This window comes from Stenotrophomonas sp. YJH_SMC_6, assembly GCF_059371335.1.
In genome coordinates this window covers 1-26,129 of the sequence record NZ_JCAFUM010000006.1, presented here as the reverse complement: position 1 = coordinate 26,129, position 26,129 = coordinate 1, and the positions used below count along the sequence as shown (strand labels likewise).

Sequence of the window (26,129 nt, the reverse complement as noted above, 5' to 3'; positions counted from 1 at the left end):
CGCGGTGACTATGCCGTCAGCGTGCCGGGGCGTTGCCCTCCACCGCTGCCGCATCAGCCTGCGCGGCGGGCGCGGCGGTGTTCACTGGCGCCTGTTCGGCCACCGGCGGCGGCTCCGACGGTGCCGGTGGCAGCGTTGCCACATCGATCTCCGACAGTGGGCTTTCTTCCGGGCACACCGCGTCCGGGAAACCGAAGCGCTGCTTCAGCGCCTGGCCGCAGCTGTTGATCGATTCCATGTCGGCGCCTTCGCGCTTGCACTGCTGGTCGAAGGCAATCAGGAACGCGTCCTTGCGTTGCACGAAGTCGTCACCACAGGCCCGCATCTGCTTGATCCGTTCCAGATCGTCCTGCACCGCGTTGGTGCCGTCCAGGCCGTACTGGCGCAGCTCGTCCTGCGTCAGCAGGCGCAGGCTGCGGTTGGGCACGGTCATCATCAGATCGGCCACACCCACCGCCACGCCGTTGCGCTGCAGGTAGTCCTTCACGTTGTCGTAGACCTCGTGCAGTTCGCGGTTGAGTTCCGCGCGCGAGGTGGCCTTCGAGCTGATCCGCATCATGCGGTGGATGCCGACCTTGCCCGACAGCAGGCGGTTGTCACCGGCGGCCAGCACGAACACGCAGGCGCTGTGGCAGATCGAGCCCTCGCGCACCCAGATCGTCCAGCCCGATTCACCGATGCTGTCGCCGGCGACGATCGCCGATTCCACCTGGCCGCCGCTGGAATCCAGGTCGAGGATGCGCTTGTGGATCTTCTGCTCGTCAGCCACCACGGCCAACCGCCACATCATCTCGGCAAAGCCCGGATTGATCTTGCCGGCGTAACGCACACGCATCAGGCCGCGCTCGGCGCACGGCGCCAGTGCCTGGGTGATCTGTTCGCGCTGCAGGCCCTCCAGCTCGACGCCATCGCCCGCCTCACCGGCGTACTCGGTACTGCAGCTGACCCAGGCGCGGCCATTCTCCAACTGCGCCTGCGGCCACGGCCGATCCGCCCGGCTGCGCGGCGGCGCCGGCGGTGGTGGTGCATCGGCGGCATTGATCGACACCATGTTCTCACCATCGCTGGCCGGCGCCCGCGCGGCCTTGTCGGCGGCGGTGACATTGCCCGGATTCTCCAGCTGGCTGCAGCCCGCCAGGGCCAGGCACAACAGGGGCAACCAGCGGAGTTTGGCGGACATCGGGCAACCAGTCTTCACGTGAGCAAGAGCCACAGTCTACCCGTCCGGGGCACGCATTCAGCGCGTGGCACTGAACCCCTTCTGACCCTTGGGAAAAGCGTGTCGACCAAGGTCGACACCCACCAACAGCAGCGCAGAACGCCCGCAAGACATGTCGCAGGAACCTCTCGAAGGCGGGGTGGGTCCGGTTGCAGGGGCGTGAGCGTCATGGGCCCGAGGCATGCCTCGGGCGGGTTGGGCAGGACGCCCAACCCCGGTCTTGCCGTGTGCGCAGGACTGCGCACACGAGCAAGCGGCGACCGAGCTTACATGGGTGAGGGCGCTTTGCTTGCGAAGCACTGCTTCGCAAGCGCCCGAACGCACAGCCGCCAGCGGCTGGGCCGGTCTGGGGGTTCAGGGCGTCCCCTGCCACCGGACCCAGCACGCCCTGCCGCAGGAAACCAGCTTCTGCTTCTGCTGTTGCTGTTGCTGTTGCTGTTGCCGGCCAGCGGCCGGCACTACCACGCGTGCCGGGCGCAGCCCTGCCCAACCACGGGTGCAGGGCGCAGTCCTGCCAGATCCCCCTTCAGCATCCATGTCCGAATGTGGCGAGTATCGCCGTCGCCAGAGGCCTAGACTGGCGCCATGGACACCGCCCTCGCCCTCGACACCGCCGCCTGCGACCGCGCCCGCCTGGCCCGTGACGCACGCTTCGACGGCGTTTTCTTCACCGCCGTGCGCAGCACCGGCATCTATTGCCGCCCCGTCTGCCCGGCGCCGCCGCCGAAGCCACGCAACATCACCTACTATCCGACCGCTGCCGCGGCCGCTGCTGCCGGCTACAGGCCGTGCCTGCGCTGCCGCCCCGAACTGGCACCGCAGGCCCAGCAGGCACTGGCCGGGCAAACCGTGCAGCGCGCCCTCGCCATCATCCACGGCGGCTTCCTGCAGGAGCAGCCCGTTGCAGACCTCGCGCAGAAGATCGGCCTCAGCGCGCGCCAGCTGCAGCGCCTGTTCGTCGAACATCTCGGCGCAACACCCGGGCAGATCCATGCCACCCACCGCCTGCTGCTGGCCAAGCAACTGCTGACCGAAACCACGCTGCCGGTGACCGATGTTGCGCTGGCCGCCGGCTACAACAGTCTGCGCCGCTTCAATACCGCCTTCCTGCAGGGCTGCGGCATGGCACCGACGGCGCTGCGTCGCCAGCACCAGCCGCTTGCCGCCGATGACGGCGGCCTGGTACTGCGGCTCGTGTACCGCCCACCGTTGGACTTCCCGCGCATGCTGGCCTTCCTGCGCAAGCGCAGCCTGCCTGGCATCGAACTGATCGGCGAAGACAGCTACCAGCGCGTGCTCGGCACACCCGAGCGCCCCACCCTGCTGCGCGTCACCGCCGACCCGAAGCGCCCGGAACTGCGTCTGCAGCTGGGTGCGGTCGACCCGCGCCTGATCCCCGACATCGTGCGCCGTGTGCGTCGTGTGTTCGATCTGGACGCCGACCTGCAGCAGGTCCATGCCGCCCTGGGCGAGGAACCGCTGCTGGCACGCGGCATCGCCGAACGCCCGGGGCTGCGCGTTCCGGGCGGCTGGGATGGCTTCGAGGTCGGCGTACGCGCCGTGCTCGGCCAGCAGGTCAGCGTCGCCGCCGCCACCACCTTTGCGCGGCGTCTGGTGGATGCGTATGGGGCGCATCTGCCGGGCATGCCATCGGAATTCGATCGCCAGTTCCCCGCGCCCGAGGTGCTGGCTGAGGCGCCGCTGGAATCGATCGGCCTGCCGCGCAGCCGCGCCGCCACCGTGCGTGCACTGGCCGCTGCCTGTGCCAGTGGCGAGCTCGACTTCGGTCCCGGCCAGGCGCTGGAAGAATTCGTAGCGCGCTGCGTGGCACTGCCCGGCATCGGCCCGTGGACCGCGCAGTACATCGCCCTGCGCGGACTCGGCCAGCCCGATGCATTCCCCGCCGGCGATCTTGTGCTGCAGCAGGTGCTCGGCCACGCGCAAGGCCAGCGCCTGAGCGAACGCGCGACCGAAGCACGCTCGCAGCCCTGGCGGCCGTGGCGCGCCTATGCCGTGCTGCACCTGTGGCACTTGTCCGGCACGTTCGTTGGAGAACCGACATGACCCTGTTGTTTGATCGTTTCGACAGCCCGATCGGCGTACTGACCATCGCCGGTGACGAACGTGGCCTGTCACACGTGCTTTTCCCCGAAAACCGCCATCCGGCACGCGGACGCGATGACTGGCACTACGCACCGGATGCGCTGCCGGAAGCGCGCGAACAGCTGCTGCAGTTCCTGCACGGCGAACGCAGCAGCTTCGACCTTGTGCTGGCGCCACGTGGCACGCCGTTCCAGCTGCGGGTGTGGCAGGCGCTGGCACTGATTCCGTTCGGCCAGACCTGGAGTTACCTGCAGCTGGCGCAGCACCTCGGCCAGCCCAGTGCGACCCGCGCGGTCGGCGCGGCCAACGGGCGCAATCCGCTGCCGATCATCCTGCCCTGCCATCGCGTGATCGGCAGCAACGGCGCATTGACCGGTTTCGGCGGCGGACTGGAAACCAAGGCCGCGCTGCTGCGGCTGGAACAACGCCAGGCCCCGCTCTTCGCCTGAAAGGGCTGGCCGGGCTGCGCCCGGCACCCGCAGAGGCAACCGCAACGGCCGAAGCAGCAGCAGCATTCCGAAGCATGGCGTGGTGGGTCCGGCTGCGGGGGACGCCGTGAACCCGTCCTTGGGGGCTTGGCCGCGGCATCCATGCCGCGGACACCCCCGCAACCGGACCCACCCCGCCTTCGACAGATTCCTGCGATCTGTCGGGACGGCGCACTGCGCAACTGTTGATAGGTGTCGACCTTGGTCGACACGGTAGATCCACGCCATGCGTGGATGGAAGCATCAGGAATTATGTCTGGAGAAAAGCCCCCTTCCTGTTGAATGGGGCGCGCCGACAGGCGCGGGTATAAGAAAAAATGCGCGGACACGGGGCGCGATAGCGCGCCGTGTCTTGGGCGCGTCATTGCGCGGGCTTATCATGCGTGGATGACTTCCGTACGCCTGACCTGCGCGCTGGCGCTGCTGCTGCCATTGGCCGCCTGCACCACCGCGCCCGCCCCTTCCGCCTCCGTTCCCGGTTCCGCCGCTGCGGCTTCGCCTCCGAAGCTGCTGCTGATCTCCATCGACGGCCTGCGCGCCGATGCGCTGGATCGTGGGCTCACTCCGAACCTGCAGCGACTGATCGACGGCGGCGTGCGTGCACGCTGGATGACGCCGTCCTATCCGTCGCTGACCTTCCCCAACCACTACACCATCGTCACCGGCCTGCGTCCGGACCACCACGGCATCGTCAACAACAGCATGGACGATGCAACCCTGGGCCGTTTCGAACTGAGCAACCGCGACGCGGTCACCACCAGCGGCTGGTGGGGTGGCGAACCGATCTGGGTCAGTGCCGAGAACGCTGGCGTACGTTCGGCCACCACGGCGTGGCCGGGCAGTGAGTCTGAAATCCGCGGCGTGCGCCCCAGCAAGTGGCGCGTATACGACGGCAAGGAACCGCTGGAGCAGCGGGCCGGCATCGTGCTCGACTGGCTGGCACAGACCGATGCTGATGCACCGCGCCTCACCACGCTGTACATGGAACACGTGGACAAGGCCGGCCACAACTACGGCCCCGGGTCGAAGCAGTACGCCGACGCCATCGTGCGCGCCGACCAGATCGTCGGCCAGGTGCTCGACGGGCTGCAGCAGCGCGATCTGGCCAAGACCACCAACGTGATCGTCGTGTCCGACCACGGCATGGCCAGCGTCGCCGACGGCAACGTGATCGCGACCGAGTCGATGGCCGACCCGGCCATTGCACGCAATATCAGCCAAGGCCAGTCGGTGGGTTTTGCGCCGGTCGCCGGCCGCGAAGCGGAAGCCGAACGCGCCCTGCTCGGACGCCACGCGCACTACGAATGCTGGAAGAAGGAGAACCTGCCGGCACGCTGGCACTACGGCACGCATCCGCGGGTTCCGGCCATCGTCTGTGTCATGGATGAAGGCTGGGATGCCCTGCATCAGGAGAAGATCGCCAAGCGTGCGAAGCAGGATCGAGGTTCGCATGGCTACGACAACGCACTGCCTTCCATGCGCGCAGTGTTCGTGGCCGGCGGCCCGTCGTTCCGCCAGGGCCTGGTGATCGATGGCTTCGACAACGTCGATGTCTATCCGCTGCTGGCCCACCTGCTGCTGGTACCGGCCGCGCCGAACGATGGCAATCCGGAAACGCTGAAGAAGACACTGCGCTGATGCGGTTGTAGAGCCGAACCCACGCTCGGCTCACCGGGCAGGCATAAAAAAACGCGGCGCCAGGCGCCGCGTTTTTCATTGAACCGGTCGTTCGACCGGATCAGGCCTTGGCGACGGCCTTCTTCGCCACAGCCTTCTTCGCCGGAGCCTTGGCCACGGTCTTCTTGGCAACCGGAGCGGCGGCGCCTACGGCGACCTTGCTGGCGGTGTGCGAACGGGCGTTGCCATAGCTGGCGTTGTAGCGCTTGCCCTTGGCGGTCTTGCGGTCACCCTTACCCATGTCTTCAACTCCTCAAATGTGAAATCTGGTTACCCCGTACTGACACGGGTTCGGCGGGGCCGCCTTGCTGGGCGCCCCCGCGCACGATCGAAAATCCTATCACGGAGCGCCTAGTGCGCGCAGCTGGCGTCGTGCACGTGACCGTGGTTGAGGCGCAGGTTGACCAGATGGGCCACACCCACCAGCAGGCCACCGATGGTCATCACCACCGCGTGCGGCACCGCATTGTGGTGCAGCGGGTCATACAGCACGCCGGCCCACAATGCGACCAGACCGGGAATCAGGAAGCCCAGCGCACGCAGCGCACCGTGCCGGCGGTAGCCCCAGACCAGGCTGAACAACCCCAGCAGGGTCACGAACACCACCAGCGCCTGTTCCACGCCGTCGCTCAGCCAGAACGACAGCCCCAATGAAGGCGCTGCGGCCAGCAGCACCGGGATCACCGCGCAGTGCACCGCGCACAGCATCGAACCAGTGGCGCCGAAACGGTCGAGCAGGTGGCGCAGGCGTGAGGACAGGGACATGACTTCCAGCAGGGTCGGCGAATCGTTATGGAATAATATAACATCCCTCTCCGACCCGCACGGTTTCCCTCCCCCTGTCCCATCGACGGGATTCGTGCGCCCCGCGATTGATACATTGTAACAAAGGACCCGTCCATGCCCGCCCATACCCCACGGCTCAAGCCGCATTCCCTGGCCCTGGCGCTCGCCGCCCTGCTGCCGTCCGTCGCCTTTGCAGCCGGCCAGGACACCGCCCATCGTGACCGCCACCTGACCGAGCTGTCGTCGGTGCAGGTCACCGCGTCGCCGCTGCAGGGTGACGCCGAATCGCTGGCACGCCCGGTGGAGGTTCTGGCCGGTGAACGCCTGGACGAGCAGAAGGCCGGCACCCTCGGCGATACCGTGGCCAAGCTGCCCGGCGTGCAAAGCACCTTCTTCGGCCCCGGCGTCGGCCGCCCGATCATCCGTGGCCAGGAAGGCCCGCGCGTGGCCGTGCTGTCCAACGGCATGGGCAACATGGATGCGTCCACGGTCAGCGCCGACCACGCCACCAGCATCGAGCCGTTCCTGGCCGACCAGATCGAAGTACTGAAGGGCCCGGCCACGCTGCTGTTCGGCAGCGGCGCCATTGGTGGTGCGGTCAATGTGGTCGACGGGCGCATCGCGCGCGAGCTGCCTGAGCGGCCGCTCAGCGGTCGTGCCGAACTGCGCGGCAATTCGGTGAACAACGAGCGCAGCGGCATGTTCCGCCTCGATGGCGTCAGCGGCAACGTCGTGCTCCATGTGGATGGCCTGGTGCGCAATGGCGACGACTACCGCATTCCCGGTTACGCGGTGATCGACAGCCTTGAAGACCACCACGACGACCACGACCATGACCACGCGGGCGAGGAAGGCGAAGAACCGCGCCGCGGCCGCCTCGACAACAGCTCGATCCGCACCCGCGCCGGTGGCGTCGGCGCAACGTGGCTGGGCGACGGCGGCTACTTCGGCGTATCGGCCAGTACCTACCGCACCAACTACGGCATTCCCAATGGCGCGCACGTGCACGCCGATGGTGACGATCATGGCCATGACCACGGTCACGACCATGGCGACGAAGAGGAAGGCGGCGACGAGCACGACGTGCGCATCGACATGGTGCAGAACCGCTTCGAGACCAAGGCCGGCATCTACAACCCGGTCTCGTTCCTGAAGAACATCAACGCACGCGTGGCCTACACCGACTACGAACACGTGGAGCTGGAAGCCGGTACGCCGTCGACCCGCTTCACCAACCGCGGCATCGAAGCGCGCCTGGAAGCGGTGCAGCAGCAGATCGGCGGCTGGGACGGCGCCTTCGGCCTGCAGTTCGGCAACAGTGATTTCGGTGCCAAGGGCGAAGAGGCGTTCGTTCCGGATACCGGCACGAAGAACATCGGCCTGTTCGTGCTGCAGGAAAAGCAGTTCGGCCCGTTCAAGCTGGAACTGGGCGGCCGCCACGACCAGGTCAAGCTGGACCCGACCGGTGACTACCGCCGCCGCACCTTCGGTGCCACCAACCTGTCTGCCGCTGGTATCTGGAAGCTCAACGATGCCGTTGACCTGCGCATCGGCGTGGACAGCTCCGAGCGTGCACCGACCAACGAAGAGCTGTATGCCGCCGGCGCGCACATCGCCACTCGTTCGCTGGAAATCGGCGACGCCAACCTGAAGACCGAGCGCGGCCAGCGCGTGGAACTGGGTATCCACACCCACAGCGAGCGCCTGGACTTCTCCGCGTCGGTCTACCAGACCAGGTTCAAGGACTTCATCTACCTGGCCGACACCGGCATCACCGAGGGCCTGCCGGTGCGCACCTGGACGCAGCAGGATGCGGTGTTCCGCGGTGCCGAGGCCGAAGCGCTGGTGCACCTGTTCGAGGGCGGCGCCGGTGACTGGGATCTGCGCCTGTTCGGCGACTACGTGAAGGCCAAGCTGGATGGCAGCGGCAGCCGCAACCTGGACATCGCCGTGCCGCACGGCGACCACAACCACAACTACACGGTGGAGCTGGCCAACACCGGTTACCTGCCGCGCATCGCACCGGCCCGCGTCGGCGCCGACCTGCGCTGGTCGAAGGACGGCTGGCGCGCTTCGGTCGGTGCGGTCCGCTACAGCCGCCAGAAGGACGTCGCCCAGAACGAAGCCCCGAGCGACGGCTACACCCTGGTCGACGCGCACCTGGCCTACCGCTGGGATCGCAACGCCAGCAACAGCTACGAGGTGTTCCTGGATGGCAGCAACCTGACCAACCGTGAAGTGCGCCCGCATACCTCGCTGCTGCGCGACTACTCGCCGCTGCCAGGCCGTGGTGTCGCATTCGGCATCCGCGCGTTCTTCTGATCGCGCACGGCGGGGTCGGAGCCCTTTTCGAAGGAAAGGGCTCTGACCCCCACGCCATTCCACGGGGGCCTTCGGGCCCCCGTTTTCATTTCGACCCACGCCATCACACATCCGTCACAAAGATGTGCGTACCACAACAAGCGGACAATCCCGTCACCCAATGTCTCGCCAATCGGACACTTTTGTCCGAAAATTATTCCATGACTGCCCAACGTGCCGATGCCGCCGCCCGCCGTGCCCTCATCCTCGACGCCGCCGATCATGTGTTCGGCCAACACGGTGTCACCGCCCCGCTGGACCTGGTGGTCGAACGCGCCCAGGTAGGCCGTGCCACCCTGTACCGCAACTTCCCCGACCGCACCGCGCTGATCCAGGCGCTGCTGCAACGTACGGTTGATCGCATCCGGCGCCAGGTGGAACAGCTCGGCGACCGCGACGACGCCCTGTTCGAGGTGTTCGAGGGCATGGCCCAGCGCATCATTGATTCGCCGGCATTGGCCGATTACTGGCGTGCGGTCGATTCGGACGTGCCGTCCATGCGCGCCGCGCGCGAGACCGTGCGCGACCTGCTGGAGGAACCGATCGCGCGCGCCAAGGCCGCCGGGCTGTGCCGTGCCGACCTGGAAAAGACGGATATTTCACTGATCTCGGGCATGCTGGGTGCGGCCCTGCGCGGCAAGACCCGCGACGAGCGCGCTCAGTTGGCCGGGCGCGCCCTGCAGCTGCTGCGTGGGGGTCTCCAGGGAGCTGCCAGCGAGGCCCGTTGATGGTCCAGCCGTATCTGAAGCCGGTTCCGGATTGGGAGGAGCACGAAAAGCCGACCATGCCCGGTTCGGCGTCGATGCCCTGGCACCCGCCGTATCGGCGCGCGGCCTATGCGCTGGTATCACTGCTGGTGGCGATCACCGGCGGCCTCGGCAATGCGCTGGTTACCGCCAACCTGCCGTTCCTGCAGGGCCAGCTGGCACTGACCCCGACCCAGGGCAGCTGGCTCGTGGCGGCCTATGCCATGGTGAATGTCACCGCCAACCTGTTGGCCTTCAAGTTCCGCCAGCAGTACGGCATCCGCCTGTTCGCCGAGATCGGACTGGGCCTGTACGCAGCGCTGGCGGTACTGCACCTGTTCGTCGGCAGCTTCGAGACCACGATGCTGACCCGCGCCGCCAGCGGCTTCGCGGGTGCGGCCTGTTCGACACTGGGCACGCTGTACATGCTGCAGGCGCTGCCGCGCCGCTTTACCGGCAACCTGCTGGTGGTCGGCGTCGGCCTTTCGCAGCTGGCGGTGCCGATCGCCTGGATCGTTTCACCAGGCTTGGTCGATACCGGCCAATGGCATCAGCTCTACTCATTCGAAGCCGGGCTGGCACTGTGCGCGTTCGCGGCAGTGGTGGTGCTGAAGCTGCCGCCCGGCATCCAGGTGAAGGCGTTCGAACCGCTGGACTTCCTCACCTTTGCCCTGCTTGCACCGGCCGTCGCGCTGCTGGTGATCGTGCTGGCGCAGGGCTACACCCGCTGGTGGCTCAACACGCCGTGGCTGGGCTGGGCCCTGGTCGCCTCGATCGTGCTGTCCACCACCGCCTTCATCATCGAGCACTACCGGCGCAATCCGCTGCTGCAGACACGCTGGCTGGCCAGCCTGCCCGTACTGCATTTCATCGTCGGCGCCTTCCTGATCCGCTTCCTGACCACCGAGCAGTCTTACGGCGTGGTCAACCTGATGCGCACGCTCGGCATGGGCCCTGATCAGTTGCGGCCGCTGTTCGTGGTGATTCTTGCCGGCGTGGTCACCGGTATCGCCGGCACTGCACTGACCTTCGGGCCGAAGCGGCTGATCCCGCAGCTGCTGATGGCGATCCTGCTGCTGGGCGCTGCCGCGTTCTTCGACCAGCACCGCACCAGCATGGATCGGCCGCACGACTTCTACGCCAGCCAGTTCCTGGCCTCGGTCGGTGCCGGCATGTTCATGGGCCCGTTGATCATGCTCGGCATTTCCGCCGCGCTGAAACAGGGCGTGGACCACATGATCACCTTCCTGGTGACGCTGTCGATCACGCAGACGCTGGGCGGCCTGGCCGGCTCGGCCGTGCTGGGGACCTTCCAGCTGCATCGCGAGCAGCTGTATTCCAGCGCGCTGACCAGCCAGCTCGACCCGGCCGATCCGGTGGTGGCACAGCGCCTGCGCATCCAACAGCAGCTGTACAGCGCCCAGATCACCGATCCGGTGCTGCGCAGCGCGCAGGGCAGCGCGCAGTTGGCGCAGACGACGCGCCGTGAAGCCAACGTACGCGGCTTCAATGATGTGTTCACACTGAGCGGTTGGTTGGCCATCGGCTTCCTGTGCTGGTTGCTGCTGCTGTCGCTGCGCACCGCCGTGCTCAAGCAATGGCGCAAGCGCCACCCCACTTCCCCCGCTGTGGCCACGCCGGCCGCGCCCCGCTGAGTTCTCGACCATGCCTCCCGTCCCGCCCCGACCCGACGACGCCGACAACGTGACCCCACCGCCGCCGACCGACGCGGCGCCTGCCCCCACGCCGGTAGAACCCGCTGTCGCGCCGAAGTACCTCAAGCCCAGCGCGCGCAGCGTGGTGGTGATGGTGGTGGTGGCCCTGCTGGGCATTGCGCTGATCCTGCGCGCCTGGCACCTGTGGCCGTTCACCAGCAGCGTGATGGTGACCGACAACGCCTACGTGCGCGGCCAGATCACGGTGATGGCGCCGCAGGTGAACGGCTACGTGACCGAAGTGCTGGTGAAGGATTTCCAGCATGTGACGCAGGGCGAGCCGCTGCTGCGCATCGATGACCGCATCTACGCGCAGCGTGTCGCCCAGGCGCAGGCGACGCTGGACAGCGCACGCGCGGCCCTGGCCAACTCAGACCAGTCCCAGGCGCAGAACCGTGCGCAGATTGCCTCCGCCCGCGCCACGTTGTCGGCCGGGCAGGCGGAGCTGCAACGCTCACGCAACGAGACCAAGCGCTACGAGGAACTGGCCGCGCAGCAGCTGGTATCGATCAACGATCGCGACAAGTTCCGCACCGCGCAGGCTTCGGCGCAGGCCAGCGTGCAGCAGTCGCAGGCGCAGATCCGCATCGCCGAGGAGACCCTGGTATCGACCCAGGTAGCGCGCAAGAGCCTGGAGGCCCAGGTGGAGAGCGCGCAGGCGCAGCTGGAACTGGCGCGCATCGATCTGGCCAACACGGTGATCCACGCGCCGCGCGACGGCCAGATCAGCGAAGCCAGCGTACGCGTGGGCCAGTACGTTGCCGCCGGTTCGCAGCTGCTGTTCCTGGTACCTGACACGCTGTGGGTGGTGGCCAACTACAAGGAAGGCCAGACCTGGGGGATGGCGATCGGCCAGCCGGCCACGTTCTCGGTGGACGCGTTCCAAGGCCAGGTGCTGCGGGGCCGCGTGCAGGAGATCGCGCCCGCCACCGGGTCGGAATTCAGCGTGCTGCGCCCGGACAATGCCAGCGGCAACTTCACCAAGGTGGTGCAGCGGCTACCGGTTCGGATTTCAATCAATGGGAATCAGGAGCTGGCAAAGCAGCTGCGTCCCGGCATGTCGGTGATCGTGCGGGTGGATACCCGGTCCAAGCCGATGGACTAGGACGCAGGCCCTGTCGCACCGATATGAAACGGGGTCAGATCCCTTTGCCACTGGCAAAGGGATCTGACCCCGTTTCCAAAATGCCGGCCAGCGGCCGGCACTACCGATCCGTTACCCGGCGCAGCGCGCGCAGAGCCCGTGCACTTCCAGGGTCTGCGCCTGCGGCTGGAAACCCAGCTCCTTGGCGCGCTTCTCCAGCTGGGTGACGATCTCGCGGTCTTCCAGTTCCACCGCGCTGTGGCAGCTGTTGCAGATCAGGAACGGCACCGAATGCGCGGCGCTGCTGGGATGGTGACATGCCACGAAGGCATTCACCGATTCCAGCTTGTGCACGAAGCCATTGGCCATCAGGAAGTCGAGCGCGCGGTACACGGTGGGCGGGGCATCAGCACCCACGCCCTTGCCGTTGCGCACCCACTCCAGCAGCTCGTAGGCCTTGACCGGCTTGCCGGCCTCGGCGATCAGCTTCAGCACGTTGGCGCGGATCGGGGTCAGGCGCAGCCCGCGTTCGCGCGAGACGCGCTCGACCACCGCCACGAAGTCCGATGCGTCGTGGACGTGGTGGTGCGGCGCGGTACAGGCAGTGGCGGTCTTGGTGGGCATGCGTGTTCTCCGGTTCGGGCCTGGCAAGGATGCCTCAGGCCGTTGCTACCTTGGTGATGGCCACATCAATGCGTTTCAAGGCCTGCTCGCGGCCGGCCAGGTAAACGGTATGGGAAATGTCAGGGCTGACCTGGGTGCCGGTGATGGCCACGCGCAGCGGCTGGGCAACCTTGCCCATGCCGATTTCCAGCGCTGCGGCCGCGTCGTGCAGGGCGACGCCCACCGACTCGGCGGTCCATTCCGGCAGGGCGGCCAGCAGCTCGCGGGCCTTGCCCAGCGCCACCTCGGCACCGGCCTTGAAGTGCTTGGCCACCGCCGCTTCGTCGTACTCGGTCAGCGGCTGGTACCAGACCACGGCCTTCTCGGCCATTTCCTTCAGGGTCTGCACGCGTTCACGCAGGGCGATCACCACGTCCTCCGGGGCCGGGCCAGCGGCCACGTCCAGGCCCAGCTTCTGCAGCTGGTAGACCAGGTGCGGCACGATCGCGGACACGTCCTCGGTCTTCAGGAAGTGCTGGTTGACCCAGCCCAGCTTGGCCATGTCCAGGCGCGAGGCCTTGGAATTGCAGTCCTTCACGTCGAACAGGTCGATCAGTTCCTGGCGGCTGAACAGCTCCTGGTCACCGTGCGACCAGCCCAGGCGGGCCAGGTAGCTCAGCAGTGCGTCCGGCAGGTAGCCGGCGTCCTTGTACTGCATCACGTCGGCCGCGCCGGTGCGCTTGGACAGCTTGGCGCCCTGCTCGTCCAGGATCATCGGCATGTGGCCGAACTTCGGCACCGGCGCGCCGATGCCTTCGTACAGGTTGATCTGGCGCGGGGTGTTGTTGATGTGGTCGTCGCCGCGGATGACCTCGGTGATGCCCATGTCCCAGTCGTCCACCACCACCGCGAAGTTGTAGGTCGGGTAGCCGTCCGGGCGGAAGATGACCATGTCATCCAGCTCGCTGTTGGCGATCTCGATACGGCCCTTGATCAGGTCGTCGAACACCACGGTGCCGTCCAGCGGATTCTTGAAGCGGATGACGCGGTTCGGATCATCCCTGCGCGGCAGGCCCAGGTCACGCGCGGCACCGTTGTAGCGCGGCTTCTCCTGCCTGGCCATGGCGGCCTCGCGCATCGCGTCAAGCTCTTCGCGGGTCTCGTATGCGTAATACGCCTTGCCGTCGGCCACCAGCTGTTCGGCCACTTCCAGGTAACGGGCGACGCGGTCGGTCTGGTAGATCGGGCCTTCGTCATAGTCCAGGCCCAGCCACTCCATCGCCTCCAGGATCGCGTCGATCGCGCCCTGGGTGCTGCGTTCACGGTCGGTGTCCTCGATGCGCAGCACGAACTCGCCGCCACGGTGGCGGGCCTCCAGCCAGCAGTACAGCGCAGTGCGGGCACCACCGATGTGCAGGTAGCCGGTGGGACTGGGGGCGAAGCGGGTGCGGCAGGTCATGGACGGCTCGAGGAACGGGAATCCCCCGATTTTACCAGCCCTCCGCCCCCGACGGAAAAAAGGGGACGGAGGGGATTAAGTCGCGATTGCCCAGCCGCTGGGCCTGCAACCGGGAAACGGAGGGGAGAAACGACTTAATCCCCTCCGTCCCCTTTTACGGTTCCACCTTGCGCGGGAACGGCTGCTCGCGCATCGCGGCGTTGTAGGCGAACGAGGCGACGATGGCTGCGGCCTGCTTCAGGTCTTCCGGTTCGGCGTGGTCCCAGGTGTCCAGGTGGCTGTGGTGGACATTGGTGAAGTAGTCCAGCCGGTCCTGGATGAACTGGAAGCCCGGCAGGCCGATGCGGTCGAAGCTGATGTGGTCGGTGCTGCCGGTGTTGCGGGTGGCCACGGTGGTGGCGCCCACGTCATGGAACGGCGCCAGCCAGGCTTCGAAGATCGGCATCGCCGCCAGGTTTTCCTGCGCATAGATGCCGCGGAAGCGGCCCGAGCCGTTGTCCATGTTGAAGTAGACCTGGAACTTGCCGTAATCGCGGGTCTTCTGCAGCGCGCCGGTGGGCTCGCGCAGCGAGGCCGGCAGCGCCTTCTGCGCCGGGTCGGTGGGTTCCGGGAAACGACCGAAGTGCTTGGCCACATAAGCCTGCGAGCCGATCAGGCCCTGTTCCTCACCGCTCCACAGCGCCACGCGGATGGTGCGCCTGGGCTTGGCGCCGGTGGCCTTGAGGATGCGCATCGCCTCCATCATCACCGCCACGCCAGCCGCGTTGTCGGCCGCACCGGTACCGCTGTGCCAGGAATCCAGGTGCGCGCCGATCATCACCACTTCATCGGGCCTGCTGCTGCCACGGATCTCGGCCAGCGTGTTGTAACCGGGCTGGTCGGCCTCATCGGTGAAGCGTGCTGCCACATCCACGCGCAGGCGCACCGTCTGCTTGGCCTCCAGCGCGCGCACCAGCGGATTGAAGTGCTCGCTGATCATCGCCAGCTCGGGGATGCCCACCGACTCGCCGGCCTTGCGCGAACCACCACCGGCAACCCGGATGATGCCGTTGTCCCAGCTGCTGATGCTGATCGAGGCCAGCGCGCCCTCTTCCACGAAGAACGCATTGACCTTGGTCGCCAGCTGCTGGCGTTCCTGGTACTCCTTGACCCGCTTGGCACGCTCGGCGGTGGCGTCCTTGTCCTTGGGCAGGGTGAACTCCTGCAGGCCTTCCAGCGAGGTGGCGTCGTGGCGATGCGAATCCGCCTCGGTGCCGCGCTTGTACTCGCGCGCCTCGCCCAGCAGCAGGATCTTGCCGCGCAGCTTGCCGCGGTACTTCTCGATGTCTTCGGGCTTCTTGATCTCGACCTGGACCAGCTCGCCTTCAACCGGCCCCTTGGTGCCCGGCGTCCAGGCCTTGGGCAGTGCATGCAGCGGCTGCACGCGGTCGCCCAGCATCTCCACGCTCGCCGAAGTGAACTCCCAGCCGCGCCCGAAGTCGTCGAAGGCCTCGTCGTGGACGTTGTCCAGCTTCCATTCGTTGAACTTGCCGCGGGTCCAGGCGTTGGCGCGACCCATGACCGGCGAGTTGGTCAGGCGCGGGCCGATGCGCTCGGTGAGATAGCTGAAGGTGTCCATCACCTGCGAACGGTGGAAGGCCTCCTGGCGGATGCGGCTGACCATGTCCAGGTCCACCGTCTCGCGCTGCTGCGCTCCTGCGTTGCCACCCATCGCCAGCGCTGCGGCCAGCATGCCCCACTTCAACACATCGCACCCCTGCCCTTCGGCTCGATCATCAACTCGTCGAGTCTAGCCAGCGGGGGCGCGGGGATACCGTCCCATCGGTCATGGGCGGGAGCGTGCGAACCAAGGTTCGCACCCACACCAGTAGATCCACGCCATGCGTGGATGAACAGCCCAATCACCCGCTCCATCCCAACCACAACTGTGCCCGTTCCGGCAGCAGCAGCAACCAGTGCCGCCGGTCGATGCTGCTGCAGCCGTACACCGCCGCGTGTGCGGGCCAGTCATCCGGAAGGCCACCGATACCGATCTCGGCCAGCGCCTCCGCCCCGGCCTTCCATGGCCGGTAGCGCGGCACCCGGCCAGCCACCGCGCCGCGTCCCTGCCGCGCGCCCTGCAGCCAGCGCAATCCCTGCGCCTGCAAACCTTCGCAGGTCACTGCAGCCAACTGGAAGCGGACCAGGCCGGGGGCGATCCGTGCCCCCGGCAGGGCCGCCAGCACGCCATGTGCCTGCAGCAGCGCATCCACTTCCAGCAGGGCCGGAATGCCCTGCCGTGCCCGTTGCCGCAATCCCTGGCGCCAGCCCATGGCCTGCTCCTTACTTCAGTTCCGCGCCGAGCGCGTACCAGTCGACCCGGCGGGTCACCCACATCGCCAGCGCCAGGATCACGAACAGCAGCAGCGAACCCATCAGCAGCGCGTTGTTCTCCGACACCAGCAGGCCATACAGCGCGCCGTACAGCACGGTCAGCAGCGCAGCGAAGCCGAGACCGCGCTTCCAGTGGCCCAGCACATTGGCCAGGTACACCGCCTGCAGGCCGATACAGGCCACCGCCGAGACCAGATAGGCCTTCCAGAACGCGATGTGCTCGGACAGGCTGATCAGCAGCAGGAAGAAGATCGCCAGCGCCAGGCCCACCATCAGGTACTGCAACGGGTGGATGCGCAGCGACTTGATCAGCTCGAACAGGATGAAGCCGACGAAGGTGAGCAGCACGAACAGCACGCCGTATTTCGAGGCACGGTCGGCCTGGGTGTAGGTATCGACCGGATCGACCAGCGACACCGTCACCGCCTGCGATTCGACCGCACCATCATTGCGCAGCTGGCGCTGGGCATCGGAGGCCAGCGAGGACACCGCCCAGCGTGCATCGAAGCCCTGCGCATCAACGCGGCGTTCGTTGGGCAGGAACGCGCCGCTGAACGACGGATGCGGCCAGCTCGAACGCAGCGCGATGTGGGTGTCATCGCCCAACGGCACCACCGACAGCATGCGGCTGCCATCCAGGCGCAGCTCCAGTTCAACCGTGCTGGCAGCCAGCGTGCCGCCCTGATCCGCAGCGAAACCGGCCACCGGTGCGTGCAGGCCTCGCCCCACCTCGCTGGCCGCGCCAACGCCCGGCAGCAACCGCAGCTGCTTGCCATCCACGCGCAGGTTCGGCGTACCCACCAGGCCACGCACATCGGATACACCAACCGCGACATACGGCTGGCCGTAACTGCGGCCGGCCTTCACCGGATAGTCGTCTGCGGCGAAGGTCGCCTTCATCTGGCCGTTCCAGCTGTACACCGGTACCTTGAACAGGCCGACTTCGCGCTGGCTCGGCAGCATCTCGCCGCCCACCTCCAGCGACGCCGGCATCTGCAGCCAGTGCCCCTCGGTGACCTGTATCTCGGTCTTCTTGACGCCCAGCGGGTCGACCAGTTCAACCTGCTTGCGTTCCACCCATGGCACCACCCGCACCGGGCCCACCAGCTGCTGTGCACCGGCGCGGCTGTCGGCCACCCTCGAGAACGCCTCGTCGCGGTATGCGCTGCGCTCGTTGATGACCCCGCGGATCATGGTCAGCGGCACCAGCAGCAGCAGGATCAGCCCGCCGACAATGGCGAACCTCAGCAGCATCTTCAGGGATTTCATGGTCCATCCTCGTTGGAGAGGGCTGCAGGATGGACCGCTGGGGTGAGCAGGGTTTGTGGCGAATTTGAAGCGAGTGTGAAGTCAGCGGCGCGGGCGCTGACCCGGCGCACCCGATGGCAGCCACAGGCTGGCCACGGTGCCGCCGCCCTCGCGGACGTCGACACTGGCGCGTCCATCGTGCAGGCGCGCGACTTCCTGCACGAATGGCAGGCCCAGGCCGGAACTGCGCCGCCCGCTGCCGGGCCGCGCCAGCGAATAGAAGCGTTCGAACACCCGCTCGCGCGCATAGTCCGGGATGCCGGCGCCGCGGTCGGCCACCTGCAGGCGCACGCCCTGCCCGTCCACCTCGGCCTGCAGCGCGATCTCCGCGCCGGAGGGCGAGAAGGCAATCGCGTTGTCGATCAGGTTGTGCAGCGCCTGCCGCAGCAGGTAGCCGTCGCCCTGCACCCGCAGGTCGGGCACATTGCCGATGTGGACCCGCACGCCGGCCGCCTGCGCGCGCACCTGCGCGGCCGCGGCCGCATCGGCCAGCAATGCGTGCAGCGCGATCGGATCGCGGGTCTGCAGCCAGCCGTGCTGTTCCACTTCGGCCAGCGCCAGCAGCTTGTCGATGGTCTCGGTCAGCCGTTCCTGCTGGTCGACAATGCTGCGCGCGAAATGCACGCGGTCCGCTTCGGGCAGCGGCTCCTGCAGCAGTTCGGCGGCACCGCGGATCGCCGCCAGCGGGCTCTTCATCTCATGCGTCAGCGACTGCACGTACTGCTCGACGTAGGCCTTGCCTTCGAGCTTGCGGCGCATCGTTTCCAGCGCCTGGCCGAGATCGCCGATCTCGTCGCGACGGCGCCGTGGTGGTGGCACCGGTTCGCCCGCGCTGACCGCGCGTGCATAGCGGCTGAGCTGGCCGAGGCCAGTGGTCAGCCACATTGTCACCAGCACGCCGACCAGCGCCGACAATCCGATGAGCCAGGCACCGCGCTCGATGATGGCGCGCTGGCTGGCGGCGATGAACGGATCGATGCTGCGGTTGGGCTGGGCCAGGCTGAGCACGCCGATCAGGGTGCGGCCATCGGCCGGGTCGTATACCGGCGCCGCCACATGCATCACCGTATCGCCTTCCTCGCCCGGAATCTCGGGGCTGGAACGGGCACCGTATTCGCCACGCAGGGTGCGGTAGACATCATTCCAGCGCGAATTGTCGCGGCCAAGGTCACGGCCCAGCGAGTCGTAGATGACGATGCCCTTGGCATCGGTGATGGTCACCCGGTAATCCAGCGAGCGCTTCGGGAACCGCCAGACCATTGCCTTCAGGTCGCGCTGCCGTGCCTTGGCCAGGTTGCGGGTGAAACTGCCGCTGCGGATGGTGCCGTCCTTGACGTCCGCGGCGGCCATCTCGGCCAGCACGTTGGCCGCATCGACCAGGGTCGATTCCATCGCCTGGCGCACACCCGGCTTCACTTCGTTGACGAACACGCGCATCACGAAGAAGGCCGCGATGCCGGTGATCAGGAAGAAACCCAGGAACAGCTTCAGCACCAGGCGCATCGGCTAGACCTCCAGCGCGTAGCCAAGGCCACGGTGGGTGCGGATCGGGTCGTCGCTGGCACCGGCCGCGCGCAGCTTGGCACGCAGCGTCTTTACATGGGTATCGACGGTGCGGTCGGCACTGTCGGCGCTGCTGTCCCAGCCACGGTCCATCAGCTGGGCACGGCTGAGGATGGCACCGGGTCGCTGCAGCAGCGCCTCCAGCAGCGCGTACTCGTAGCGGGTCAGGTCCAGTGCCTGGCCACGGAAGCGGATGCGCCGGCCTTCGCGGTCGATGGCGAACGCGCCATGTTCCTGCCAGCCTGCATCGGCGCTGGGCGCTGCGATGACCGGCGCCGCACGGCGCAGGCGCGCACGCACCCGCGCCACCAGCTCGCGCGGCGAGAACGGCTTGGTCATGTAGTCGTCGGCGCCCAGTTCCAGGCCGAGCACCCGGTCCACTTCATCGTTGCGGGCGGTCAGGAAGATCACCGGCAGCTGCGCCGCCGGCCCGGGCTGCGCGCGCAGCCGCCGGCAGACCTCGAATCCGCCCAGGTCGGGCAGGCCCACGTCCAGCACCACCACGTCGATATCCCCGGCCTGCAGCCGCTGCAGCGCCTCCCCGCCCAGCAGGCAGTGGCTGGCGGCATAGCCCTCGCTGCGCAGCGCATAGAGCACGGTTTCGGCGATGGCGGCTTCGTCCTCGACTACCAGGACATGGGCAACGGGAGCTGTCATGGCGCGCAGCATAGCCGCTGCGGCCGCCGCCCCGTACACTGCCGGCCATGAACTATCGCCACGCCTTCCATGCCGGCAACCACGCCGATGTGCTCAAGCACATCGTGCAGCTGGCCCTGATCGACAGCTTCAAGCGCAAGGACAGTCCGTTCTTCGTACTCGACACCCACGGCGGCGCTGGCCGCTACCTGCTGGCCAGCGAAGAGAGCCGCAAGACCCTGGAGGCCGAATCCGGGATCATGCGGCTGATGGCCCAGCCCAAGCTGCCGGAGGTGGTCGAGCGCTACCTGAAGGCGGTCCAGGCCGACAACCCGGTCGGCGCGCTGACCAACTACCCGGGCTCGCCGCTGCTGAGCGCACAGGCGATGCGCGCGCAGGACCGGATGGCGGTCTGCGAGCTGCAGGAAGCCGAAACGGCCACGCTGAAGGCCCTGTTTGCCCATGACAGCCGCGTCGATGTGCGCGCTGGTGATGGCTATGCCCTGCTGCGCTCGCTGCTGCCGCCGAAGTTCAACGGCAGCAAGATCGGTCGTGGCCTGGTGCTGATCGATCCTCCGTACGAGGCGCAGGACGCCGAATACCAGAACATCCTGGCGGCCCTGGCCGAGACCCTGGCACGCTGGCCGCAGGCCACCTGTGCGGTCTGGTTCCCGATCAAGCAGCGCCGCACCATCCTGCATTTCCTGCGCAAGGCCACTGCCCTGCCGGTCAAGTCGGCGATGACGATCGAGTTCCTGGTGCGCCCGGACGACTCGCCGCTGCGCCTCAACGGCAGCGGCATGCTGCTGCTCAACCCGCCGTGGCAGTTCGACCGGGTGGTCGGTCCGGCCCTGCCGGCGCTGCGCCAGCACCTGGGCGAACCGGGAGCCAGCACCCGCCTGGATTGGCTCAAAGCCCCCGAATAACGGCCTTCACGAGGCTGTACCGCCGTGAGCCTTTCGTTCACGGAATGCAGCCCCGGTGATGCCACAATCGATGGACCACCAAGGAATCACCCGGTATGGCCACTCGCAACCGCATGCCGCCCTGGCATGAGATCTTCAAGGCTCCCAGCGGCCACGAGCTGCTGATCCGCCCCATCCGCCCGGAAGATGGCGCACCGCTGCAAGCGGCGTTCAGCCTGTTCGGGCCGGAAGAAATCCGTGATCGTTTCCTGCAGGCGGTGACCGAGCTGTCGCCGGAAACCACCCAGCGCCTGACCCACCCCAACCCCAAGACCGAGATCACCCTGGTCGCAGCCGAATCCCTGCCCGCTGGCGAAGCGGTGGTCGGCGCGGTCGCCCGGGCCTCGATCATCCCTGGTACCCGTGAAGCCGAGTACGCGATCCTGATCAGCCGCTTCCTCATTGGCCAGGGCCTGGGCCGGCAGCTGATGCGCAAGCTGGTGAAGTGGGGCCGCGGCAAGTACCTCGACCGCCTGTACGGCGACGTTGCCGCCGAGAACGAGCCGATGAAGCAGCTGGCCGCCTCGCTGGGCTTCAAGCCGGTGCCGCACCCGACCGGTGCCGAAGGCCTGGTGCGGATGGTGCTGGAGCTGGACAACTGACGGATGCGCCGGGCCCTGCCCGGCCATGCCTCCCGGTAGTGCCGGCCGCTGGCCGGCATTGTGTTCCCCCAACGGCACGTGAGGCCGTCGGCAAACGGCCGGCACGACCCACCGGGCTTCGATCGGGCTTCTGCTAAAATCCGGGGTCCATGTCGCGTACCTCATACCCCGCCCCGCCGCTGCCGCGCGCCGGCCAGCTCCGCGCCTGGTGGCGCGCCCCCGCCTCGCCGACCGCCCTGGCCTGGTACCTGGCCCAGGCCGCGCGTGCGCATGACGCCCCGCTGCTGGTGATCGCCCGTGACAACCACGGTGCCAACCAGCTCGAAGCCGACCTGCAGACCCTGCTTGGCGGTGACCCGGCCCTGCCGGTGGTCGCCTTCCCGGACTGGGAAACCCTGCCGTACGACCGCTTCAGCCCGCATCCGGACATCATCTCGCAGCGCTTGTCCGCCCTGCACCGCCTGCCGGCGCTGAAGCGCGGCCTGGTGATCGTGCCGGTGCAGACCCTGCTGCAGCAGCTGGCCCCGCGCAGCTATGTGATCGGTGGCAGCTTCGACCTGAAAGTCGGCCAGCGCCTGGACCTGGAAGCCGAGAAGCGTCGCCTGGAAAGCGCCGGCTACCGCAACGTGCCGCAGGTGATGGACCCGGGTGACTTCGCGGTGCGCGGCGGCCTGCTCGACGTGTTCCCGATGGGCGCCGACGAGCCGCTGCGGGTAGAACTACTGGACGAGGACATCGACTCGATCCGTGCCTTCGATCCAGAAAGCCAGCGTTCGCTGGACAAGGTCGAGGCGGTGCACATGCTGCCCGGCCGCGAAGTGCCGATGGACGAGGCCAGCATCGCACGCGTGCTGGCCACGCTGCGCGAGCGTTTCGATGTGGATACCCGGCGCAGTTCGCTGTACCAGGATCTGAAGTCCGGGCTGGTCCCGGCCGGCGTCGAGTACTACCTGCCGCTGTTCTTCGAACGCACCGCAACCCTGTTCGACTACCTGCCCGACGGCAGCCTGCCGGTGGTCTGTACCGGTGCGTATGAAGCGTCCGTCGCGTTCTGGGCGCAGACCGCGGACCGCTATGAGCAACGCCGCCATGATGTGGAGCGCCCGCTGCTGCCGCCTTCGGCGTTGTACCTGTCGCCGGAGCTGCTGCGCGAGCGCCTGAACGATGCCCCGCGCATCGAGGTGTGGTCGGCTGACCACGCGCGCATCGCCGATGCCCACGCGCTGGGTGACCAGCCGCTGCCGCCGCTGCCGGTGGCCGCGCGCGAGGCCCCCGCTGGCGACGCGCTGAAATCCTTCCTCGGCCACTATCCGGGCCGGGTACTGATCGCCGCCGATTCGCCCGGGCGTCGCGAGGCCCTGCTGGAAGTGCTGCAGGCCGCCGAACTGAAGCCGCCGGTGGTGGCCGACCTGCCCAGCTTCCTCGCCGACGATGCGCGCTTCGCGATCGCGGTGGCACCGCTGGAAGATGGCTTCGCACTGGACGATCCGCGCATCGCGGTGCTGACCGAGCGCCAGCTGTTCCCCGACCGCGCCGGCAGCACCCGCCGCCCGCGTCGTGCCGGCCGCGAGCCGGAAGCGATCATCCGCGACCTCGGCGAACTGACCGAGGGTGCACCGATCGTGCACGAGGACCATGGCGTCGGCCGCTACCGTGGCCTGATCGCGATGGACGTCGGCGGCATGCCCGGCGAGTTCCTCGAAATCGAATACGCCAAGGGCGACCGCCTGTATGTGCCGGTCGCCCAGCTGCACCTGATCAGCCGCTATTCCGGCGCTTCAGCGGAAACCGCGCCGCTGCATTCGCTCGGTGGCGAGCAGTGGAGCAAGGCCAAGCGCAAAGCCGCCGAAAAGGTGCGCGACGTCGCTGCCGAACTGCTGGAGATCCAGGCCCGTCGCCAGGCGCGTGCCGGCCTGGCACTGCAGGTGGACCGTGCGATGTACGAGCCGTTCGCCGCCGGATTCCCGTTCGAGGAAACCCCCGATCAGCTGGCCGCCATCGACGCCACCCTGCGCGACCTCGCCAGCAGCCAGCCGATGGACCGTGTGGTCTGCGGCGACGTCGGCTTCGGCAAGACCGAGGTGGCGGTGCGTGCGGCATTCGCCGCCGCCAGTGCCGGCAAGCAGGTGGCCGTGCTGGTGCCGACCACGCTGCTGGCCGAACAGCATTACCGCAACTTCCGCGACCGCTTCGCCGATTACCCGCTGAAGGTCGAGGTGCTGTCGCGCTTCAAGAGCACCAAGGAGATCAAGGCCGAGCTGGAAAAGGTCGCCGCCGGCACCATCGACGTCATCGTCGGCACCCATCGCCTGCTGCAGCCCGACGTGAAGTTCAAGGACCTGGGCATGGTCATCGTCGACGAAGAGCAGCGTTTCGGCGTGCGTCAGAAGGAAGCCCTGAAGGCGCTGCGCGCCAACGTGCACCTGCTGACCCTGACCGCCACGCCGATCCCGCGCACCTTGAACATGGCCATGGCCGGCCTGCGCGACCTGTCGATCATCGCCACGCCGCCGCCGAACCGGCTGGCGGTGCAGACCTTCATCACCCAGTGGGACAACGCGCTGCTGCGCGAAGCCTTCCAGCGCGAGCTGGCACGTGGCGGCCAGCTGTACTTCCTGCACAACGACGTGGAAAGCATCGGCCGAATGCAGCGCGAGCTGTCCGAGCTGGTGCCGGAAGCGCGCATCGGCATCGCCCACGGGCAGATGCCCGAGCGCGAGCTGGAAAAGGTGATGCTGGACTTCCAGAAGCAGCGCTTCAACGTGCTGCTGTCGACCACGATCATCGAATCGGGCATCGACATCCCCAACGCCAACACCATCATCATCAACCGCGCCGACCGCTTCGGCCTGGCCCAGCTGCATCAGCTGCGTGGGCGCGTGGGCCGTTCGCACCACCGTGCCTACGCCTACCTGATCACCCCCGACCGCCGCGCGATCACCCCCGACGCTGAGAAGCGTCTGGAAGCGATCGCCTCGATGGACGAACTGGGCGCCGGCTTCACCCTGGCCACGCACGATCTGGAGATCCGCGGTGCCGGCGAACTGCTCGGCGAGGACCAGAGCGGGCAGATGGCCGAGGTCGGCTTCAGCCTGTACACCGAGCTGCTGGAGCGCGCGGTACGCAGCATCAAGCAGGGCAAGCTGCCCGACTTGGATGCCGGCGAGGAAGTGCGTGGTGCCGAGGTCGAGCTGCATGTGCCGGCACTGATCCCGGAAGACTACCTGCCGGACGTGCATACCCGCCTGACCCTGTACAAGCGTATTTCCAGCGCGCGCGACAGCGATGCGCTGCGCGAACTGCAGGTGGAGATGATCGATCGCTTCGGCCTGCTGCCGGATGCGGCCAAGCACCTGTTCGCCATCGCCGAGCTGAAGCTGAAAGCCAACGCGCTGGGCATCCGCAAGCTGGACCTGGGTGAGAACGGTGGCCGCATCGTGTTTGAGTCCAAGCCGAACATCGATCCGATGGCGGTGATCCAGCTGATCCAGAAACAGCCAAACCTCTATGCCATGGAAGGGCCCGACAAGCTTCGCATCAAGCATCCGCTGCCGTTGCCGGAGGACCGCTTCAACGCGGCCCGCGCCCTTCTGACCACCCTCGCCCCGGGTTGATCGCCCCCGAATACCCCGCACCGGTCCCCACCCGGTGCGGGCGGATGACCATGTTTCCTGACGCCGTACCCGCCCCCGACCTGCTGCATGCACAGGCCTGCCTGATCGATGCCCTCTCGATGTCGCTGCAGATGCGCGACGCTTACACCCGCCACCATTGCGACCGCGTTGGCCTGCTCGCGCAGCGCCTGGCCACGCACTGCGATCTGGATGACGAGGCCAGTGCGCAGATCGGTCTGGCCGCACGCTTCCATGACATCGGCAAGATCGGCATTCCCGATGAGGTGCTGCTGGCCCCGCGCCGGCATACCGATGAGGAGCGCGCGATCATGCGCGAGCATCCGGTGCGCGGTGAACACATCTTCCTGGCCACCGGCCGCAGCGACGCGGCACCGGTTGCGCGGCTGATCCGCGCCCATCACGAGGCGTTCGATGGCAGTGGCTATCCCGATGGGCTGCGCGGCGAGAGCATTCCGTTGGGCTCACGCATCGTCACCGTTGCGGATGCCTATGACGCGATGACCAGCGTGCGCCCCTACCGTGCCGCGATGGAACACGAGACGGCTCTGCGCATCATCGACGAGCAATCTGGTGGCCTGATCGATCCTTACGTTCTGCAACGCTTCCATCGCCTGCTGGCGCAGGAACCTGAGCTGGCCTGAGATCTTCCCGCACGTGAAACGACCCGCCGGGTAGAGTCGACTGTTAGTCGACTGCCCTTCGTCCAGATCGAGAAAATCCCGCGCTGCGCGCGATAGTCGACCAACGGTCGACTCTACCAAGCGGATTCCGTCGAACCGGTTGGTCGACTCCCGGCACGTGAAACG

General features: G+C 67.4%; 21 protein-coding genes. 11 read left to right on the top strand and 10 right to left on the bottom strand.

Annotated elements, in window-relative coordinates:
- Positions 1-16: 16 nt before the first annotated feature.
- On the bottom strand, positions 17-1,180 hold the full coding sequence (locus tag AC5P9N_RS08005; protein ID WP_005408698.1) for a COG3904 family protein: 1,164 nt from the start codon (positions 1,178-1,180) through the stop codon (positions 17-19).
- A 624-nt stretch (positions 1,181-1,804) separates the two neighbouring features.
- Here AC5P9N_RS08005 and AC5P9N_RS08000 point away from each other — a divergent pair.
- The 3 genes from AC5P9N_RS08000 (at position 1,805) to AC5P9N_RS07990 (ending at position 5,448) form a co-directional block, all read left to right on the top strand.
- A complete protein-coding gene (locus AC5P9N_RS08000; RefSeq protein WP_049460174.1) occupies positions 1,805-3,283 on the top strand; it encodes a DNA-3-methyladenine glycosylase 2 family protein in 1,479 nt (492 codons plus the stop codon).
- Complete coding sequence (locus AC5P9N_RS07995; RefSeq protein WP_021202265.1) at positions 3,280-3,771, top strand: methylated-DNA--[protein]-cysteine S-methyltransferase; 492 nt, start codon at positions 3,280-3,282, stop codon at positions 3,769-3,771. The genes AC5P9N_RS08000 and AC5P9N_RS07995 overlap by 4 nt, the downstream gene beginning before the upstream one ends.
- 426 nt (positions 3,772-4,197) lie before the next feature.
- Entirely contained in the window at positions 4,198-5,448 is a 1,251-nt protein-coding gene (locus AC5P9N_RS07990; RefSeq protein ID WP_043035680.1) for an alkaline phosphatase family protein, read from the top strand.
- A 100-nt stretch (positions 5,449-5,548) separates the two neighbouring features.
- On the opposite strand, the gene AC5P9N_RS07985 is transcribed toward AC5P9N_RS07990, so the two are convergent.
- Positions 5,549-5,728, bottom strand: a complete 180-nt coding sequence (locus tag AC5P9N_RS07985; RefSeq protein WP_004150462.1) for a 30S ribosomal protein THX — start codon at positions 5,726-5,728, stop codon at positions 5,549-5,551.
- A gap of 110 nt (positions 5,729-5,838) precedes the next feature.
- Positions 5,839-6,252 (bottom strand): MerC domain-containing protein, encoded by a 414-nt coding sequence (locus AC5P9N_RS07980; RefSeq protein ID WP_008264835.1) that lies wholly within the window; start codon positions 6,250-6,252, stop codon positions 5,839-5,841.
- A 135-nt stretch (positions 6,253-6,387) separates the two neighbouring features.
- On the opposite strand from AC5P9N_RS07980, the gene AC5P9N_RS07975 reads away from it, so the two are divergent.
- The 4 genes from AC5P9N_RS07975 (at position 6,388) to AC5P9N_RS07960 (ending at position 12,200) form a co-directional block, all read left to right on the top strand.
- On the top strand, positions 6,388-8,595 hold the full coding sequence (locus AC5P9N_RS07975; RefSeq protein WP_012479581.1) for a TonB-dependent receptor: 2,208 nt from the start codon (positions 6,388-6,390) through the stop codon (positions 8,593-8,595).
- A 200-nt stretch (positions 8,596-8,795) separates the two neighbouring features.
- Positions 8,796-9,362 carry a TetR/AcrR family transcriptional regulator gene (locus AC5P9N_RS07970; protein ID WP_019659167.1) on the top strand — a complete coding sequence of 189 codons (567 nt, stop codon included), beginning with the start codon at positions 8,796-8,798 and terminating at the stop codon, positions 9,360-9,362.
- The gene (locus tag AC5P9N_RS07965; protein WP_088610893.1) at positions 9,362-11,035 is read left to right on the top strand and encodes an MFS transporter; all 1,674 of its coding nucleotides are present in this window, start codon (positions 9,362-9,364) and stop codon (positions 11,033-11,035) included. The genes AC5P9N_RS07970 and AC5P9N_RS07965 overlap by 1 nt, the downstream gene beginning before the upstream one ends.
- Positions 11,036-11,045: 10 nt before the next feature.
- Positions 11,046-12,200: an HlyD family secretion protein gene (locus AC5P9N_RS07960; protein WP_049460523.1), complete on the top strand. Its 1,155-nt coding sequence runs from the start codon at positions 11,046-11,048 to the stop codon at positions 12,198-12,200.
- 111 nt (positions 12,201-12,311) lie between these two features.
- Here the strand turns inward: AC5P9N_RS07960 and AC5P9N_RS07955 are convergent, their stop codons facing one another.
- From AC5P9N_RS07955 to creB, 7 genes are all read right to left on the bottom strand, one after another.
- The gene (locus tag AC5P9N_RS07955) at positions 12,312-12,803 is read right to left on the bottom strand and encodes a Fur family transcriptional regulator (protein WP_043035683.1); all 492 of its coding nucleotides are present in this window, start codon (positions 12,801-12,803) and stop codon (positions 12,312-12,314) included.
- Between the two features lie 34 nt (positions 12,804-12,837).
- Positions 12,838-14,241, bottom strand: coding sequence for a glutamate--tRNA ligase (gene gltX, locus AC5P9N_RS07950; RefSeq protein ID WP_043035684.1), 1,404 nt, complete (start codon positions 14,239-14,241; stop codon positions 12,838-12,840).
- A 154-nt stretch (positions 14,242-14,395) separates the two neighbouring features.
- Positions 14,396-15,973, bottom strand: coding sequence for a M20/M25/M40 family metallo-hydrolase (locus AC5P9N_RS07945; RefSeq protein WP_099484295.1), 1,578 nt, complete (start codon positions 15,971-15,973; stop codon positions 14,396-14,398).
- 169 nt (positions 15,974-16,142) lie between these two features.
- Positions 16,143-16,553 carry a hypothetical protein gene (locus tag AC5P9N_RS07940; RefSeq protein ID WP_099484294.1) on the bottom strand — a complete coding sequence of 137 codons (411 nt, stop codon included), beginning with the start codon at positions 16,551-16,553 and terminating at the stop codon, positions 16,143-16,145.
- A gap of 10 nt (positions 16,554-16,563) precedes the next feature.
- Positions 16,564-17,883: a cell envelope integrity protein CreD gene (gene creD / locus AC5P9N_RS07935; protein ID WP_005408686.1), complete on the bottom strand. Its 1,320-nt coding sequence runs from the start codon at positions 17,881-17,883 to the stop codon at positions 16,564-16,566.
- Between the two features lie 81 nt (positions 17,884-17,964).
- A complete protein-coding gene (creC, locus tag AC5P9N_RS07930; protein WP_049460526.1) occupies positions 17,965-19,425 on the bottom strand; it encodes a two-component system sensor histidine kinase CreC in 1,461 nt (486 codons plus the stop codon).
- A 3-nt stretch (positions 19,426-19,428) separates the two neighbouring features.
- Positions 19,429-20,154, bottom strand: a complete 726-nt coding sequence (creB, locus tag AC5P9N_RS07925) for a two-component system response regulator CreB (RefSeq protein WP_005408684.1) — start codon at positions 20,152-20,154, stop codon at positions 19,429-19,431.
- A gap of 35 nt (positions 20,155-20,189) precedes the next feature.
- Between creB and AC5P9N_RS07920 the strand changes: the two genes are divergently transcribed.
- The 4 genes from AC5P9N_RS07920 (at position 20,190) to AC5P9N_RS07905 (ending at position 25,964) form a co-directional block, all read left to right on the top strand.
- Positions 20,190-21,047, top strand: coding sequence for a 23S rRNA (adenine(2030)-N(6))-methyltransferase RlmJ (locus tag AC5P9N_RS07920; RefSeq protein ID WP_005408683.1), 858 nt, complete (start codon positions 20,190-20,192; stop codon positions 21,045-21,047).
- 95 nt (positions 21,048-21,142) lie between these two features.
- Entirely contained in the window at positions 21,143-21,688 is a 546-nt protein-coding gene (locus tag AC5P9N_RS07915) for a GNAT family N-acetyltransferase (RefSeq protein ID WP_004150340.1), read from the top strand.
- Positions 21,689-21,837: 149 nt separating this feature from the next.
- Complete coding sequence (gene mfd, locus AC5P9N_RS07910) at positions 21,838-25,302, top strand: transcription-repair coupling factor (RefSeq protein WP_099484293.1); 3,465 nt, start codon at positions 21,838-21,840, stop codon at positions 25,300-25,302.
- 44 nt (positions 25,303-25,346) lie between these two features.
- Positions 25,347-25,964: an HD-GYP domain-containing protein gene (locus AC5P9N_RS07905; protein WP_005412694.1), complete on the top strand. Its 618-nt coding sequence runs from the start codon at positions 25,347-25,349 to the stop codon at positions 25,962-25,964.
- Positions 25,965-26,129: the final 165 nt, after the last annotated feature.